This is a genomic window from Kineococcus indalonis (assembly GCF_009906395.1).
Lineage (GTDB): Bacteria > Actinomycetota > Actinomycetes > Actinomycetales > Kineococcaceae > Kineococcus > Kineococcus indalonis.
Genome location: NZ_JAAALM010000420.1, coordinates 1 through 3,622 on the forward strand (window position 1 = coordinate 1; position 3,622 = coordinate 3,622).

The 3,622-nt window shown below is 77.4% G+C and carries 4 protein-coding genes; 1 reads left to right on the top strand and 3 read right to left on the bottom strand.

Annotation, left to right across the window (positions count from 1 at the left end; translation table 11 throughout):
• Positions 1-849 (top strand): ATP-binding domain-containing protein (locus GTR00_RS16750; RefSeq protein ID WP_166612722.1); only part of this gene is annotated, 849 nt, incomplete at its 5' end.
• On the opposite strand, the gene GTR00_RS16755 is transcribed toward GTR00_RS16750, so the two are convergent.
• The 3 genes from GTR00_RS16755 to GTR00_RS16765 form a co-directional block, all read right to left on the bottom strand.
• Positions 812-1,426 (bottom strand): hypothetical protein, encoded by a 615-nt coding sequence (locus GTR00_RS16755; protein WP_166612723.1) that lies wholly within the window; start codon positions 1,424-1,426, stop codon positions 812-814. The genes GTR00_RS16750 and GTR00_RS16755 overlap by 38 nt on opposite strands.
• Before the next feature lie 22 nt (positions 1,427-1,448).
• A complete protein-coding gene (locus tag GTR00_RS16760) occupies positions 1,449-2,834 on the bottom strand; it encodes an NAD(P)/FAD-dependent oxidoreductase (RefSeq protein WP_166612724.1) in 1,386 nt (461 codons plus the stop codon).
• A gap of 160 nt (positions 2,835-2,994) precedes the next feature.
• Positions 2,995-3,555, bottom strand: a complete 561-nt coding sequence (locus GTR00_RS16765; protein WP_166612725.1) for a DNA-3-methyladenine glycosylase I — start codon at positions 3,553-3,555, stop codon at positions 2,995-2,997.
• Positions 3,556-3,622 lie beyond the last annotated feature (67 nt).

The window sequence follows — 3,622 nt, forward strand, 5'->3', positions numbered from 1 at the left end:
GCTCCCGCCGACCCGGTGGGGGTGCGCGGGCGCTGGGTGGCCGACGGCGTGGCCCTGCTGCGCGCCACGCACCGCTTCGCCGCGGGCGGCCCGATCGCGGAGCTCGCCCGGGCCGTGCGCGCCGGCGACACCGGCGCCGTGGTGGACGTGCTGCGCTCCGGCGCCCCGGAGGTCGAGTTCGTCGAGGTCGCCGAGGACGAGCCCGTCACCGGCGCCGCGCTGGAGCTCGTGCGCGCCGAGGTGCTGGCCCGCGCCCGCGACGTGGTCGGGGCCGCCCGCCGCGGCGACGCCCCGGCGGCGCTGGCGGCGCTGGACGCGCACCGGGTGCTGTGCGCGCACCGGCGCGGCGGCCGGGGGGTGTCGCACTGGAGCGCGCTGGCGCACCGCTGGTCCGTGGACGAGCTGGGCGTGCGCCCGCGCCCGGACGGGCGCTACGTGGGCCTGCCCGTCATCGTCACCACGAACGACCCGGTGGTCGGCGTGTTCAACGGCGACACGGGGGTGGTGCTGGAGTCCGGCGGGGACCTGGTGGTGGCGGTGGGCCGCGGCGACGGGCCGCTGCTGGTGCCGCTGGCGCGCCTGGCCGCGGTGGAGCCGGTGCACGCCATGACGGTGCACCGCAGCCAGGGCTCGCAGTTCGGGACGGTGACGGTGCTGGCGGCGCCGGCGCGCTCGCCGCTGGCCACCCGGGAGATGCTCTACACCGCGGTGACCCGCGCCCGGCACCGGGTGCGCCTGGTGGGCTCGGTGGAGGCGGTGGGCGCGGCGGTGCAGCGGCCCCTGGCGCGCGCGACGGGGCTGGCCGCGCGCCTCAGCCGCCCGGCGGGCCCGGTCGGCGCCCCCGCGTGAGGCGGCGCAGCGCCACCAGCCGCTCGGGGGCGTCGGCGGTGCCGGCGGCGGCCGCGGCCGCGGCGTAGCGGGCGGGGTCCTTGGCGGCCGGGCCGCTCAGCTCGCCGCCGAGGCGCCGCAGGGCGGCGACGAAGGAGGGCCAGCCCGCCAGCTCGGCCTCCAGCGCGTCCGGCAGCACGGTGCACCGCTGCGGCGGCAGCGCGTCCAGCACCCGCCGGGTGCTGCGCGCGTGCGTGGCGCGCGCCCGGGAGCGGTTCGCCGCGCGCTGCCAGCCGTCGCCGTCGCCGTCGACGAGGACGTGCCAGTCGGCGCCCACGGCACCGGCGACGGCCGCGGCCAGGGGCAGGACGTGCTTGCCGCCGGCGGCCACGACCAGCGGGCCGTCCCCGCCGAGCAGCACCGTGAGCACCGCCGCGTCGGTGGCGCCCTCCACGAGCAGCACCGGGCGGCCCCGCGCGGCCGCGGCGCGCGCCGAACGCACGGAGCCCGGGGGCAGCGCGGTGCGCGCCAGCCTCCGGGCTCGTGCGGTGCTCGTGCCCAGGGACGCGGCGACGAGCGCCACCGCGTCCTCGGGCACGGCGTCCGAGGGGTCCTCCAGGTCAGCCGACCTTGGGCTTGTCCTCGGCCTTGGGGTAGATCTCGGTGTTCTGCGCCGTGGTGATCAGCGCGTCCTCCGGACGCGTCTGGTTCAGCGCGACCGCCTGCGGGGGCAGCAGCGCGTGCAGCGCCCAGTCGGTGAGCACCCGCACGCGGTTGGCCATGCTGGGCAGCGCGTACAGGTGGTAGCCGCGCGCGACGATCTTGGCGGGCAGGCCGGTGAGCTCGATGCCCAGCGGCTTGGCGACCGCGGTGGTGCCACCGAGGTCGGCCACCAGGCCGAGGTCCTTGTGCACGTAGTCCTTGGCCTGCCCGACGCCGAAGCTGGCGGCGATGTTCTCGCCCACCCGGGTGCCCTGGCGCTGCGCGTGCTGCGCGGTGGGCGGGGTGACCGGCTGCGGGCCGTCGGCCGGCTTCTCCTTGGCGAGGTCCGGCACGGCGGCGGCGTCGCCGACCGCCCACACGTCGTCGGTGACGCGCAGCTGCGTGTCCACGACGAGGCGGCCGCGCTCCAGCGGCAGGCCGAGGGTGGCCATGAGCGGGTTGGCGATGATGCCCGCGTTCCAGATGAGGGTGCGCGAGGGCACCGCGGCGCCGTCGGTGAGGTTGATGACGTTGCCCTCGACGGAGGCCACCGACACGCCCAGGCGCACGTCGATGCCGCGGGCCTTCATCGCGGACAGCGCGTACTGGCCCAGGCGCGGGCCGAGCTCGGGCAGCACCGCGGGGGCCACGTCGATGAGCAGCCACTTGACGTCGTCGACGTCGATCTTGGACCAGCGGTCCGCGACGCGCTTCAGCCAGCGCTGCGTCTGGGCGACGATCTCGGTGCCGGTGTAGCCGGCACCGACCGCCACGACCGTCATGCGCTCGGCGCGCTCGGCGTCGAAGCGCGGGTCGTCCGGCAGGGAGTCCGCCGCGTCGAGCTGGTTCACCAGGTGGTCGCGCACGAACGCGGCCTCGGTGATGGTCTTGACGCCGCGCGCCGACTCCGCCACGCCCGGGATGGGGAAGCGGCGGGTGACCGAGCCGGGGGCCAGCAGCAGGCGGTCGTAGGACATGACCTGCGACTCGGGGCCGGTCTCCTCGGCCTGGCCGCGCTCGGTGCGCGTGATGGTGATCGTCTTGGCCTCGACGTCCACCGACGTGACGTGGCCGACCACGAGGCGGTGCCGCGGCAGCGCCTGGCGCAGGGACACCGCGACGTGGCGCGGCTCGAGCACGGACGCGGTGACGTCCGGCAGCAGGGGGCTGTAGGTGAGGTGGTCGGTGGGGCTCACGATCACCAGCTCGGCCGTGCTGGCGGGGAGCAGCTTCTCCAGCTTGCGGCCGGCGTACAGGCCGGCGAAGCCCCCGCCGACGATGACGACTCGCTGTCGATCGACCATGTGGGACACCTCTCGTCTCGTTCGTCGACGGGACAGGGCTCCCGCGCTCGCAGAATCCTTGCACGCTGCTCCGGCGACTCTCAGCCAGGTGTGTCGCGCGGGGTCCTGACGACCCTGCGGCGGGGGTGCGCGCCGGTGCCCGGGCACCGGCGCCGGGGCCTCAGCGGGGCGCCGCGCCGCCGCGGGCCGGGCAGCGCGCGAGGTGGTCGTCGACCAGCCCGCAGGCCTGCATGGCGGCGTAGGCGGTGGTGGGCCCCACGAAGCGGAACCCGGCGGCCTTGAGGGCCTTCGCCAGCGCCGCGGAGGCCGGCGTGCTGGCGGGCACGTCGGCGGGCCGCACGGGCGCCGGGCCGGGCTCGGCGGGCGCGAAGGACCACACCAGCTCCGACAGCCCCGGCCCGCTCCGCGCCAGCCGCAGCGCGGCGCGCGCGTTGGCCACCACCGCCTCCACCTTGAGCCGGTTGCGGATGACGCCGGGGTCGGCGAGCAGGCGCTGCACGTCGGCGTCGCCGTAGCCGGCCACGCGCCCGGGGTCGAACCCGTCGAAGGCGGCGCGCAGCGACTCGCGCCGGCGCAGCACGGTGATCCACGACAGCCCGGACTGGAAGGCCTCCAGGCTCAGCCGCTCGTACAGGGCGGCGTCGCCGCGCACGGGCCGGCCCCACTCGGTGTCGTGGTAGCGCTCGTAGAGCGCGTCGCCGGTGCCGAAGCAGCGGAACACCTCGCCGTCGCCGTCGCCGTCAGCGGCCGGGGCGGGGTCCGGCGACGCGCTCTACGAGCGCTACCAC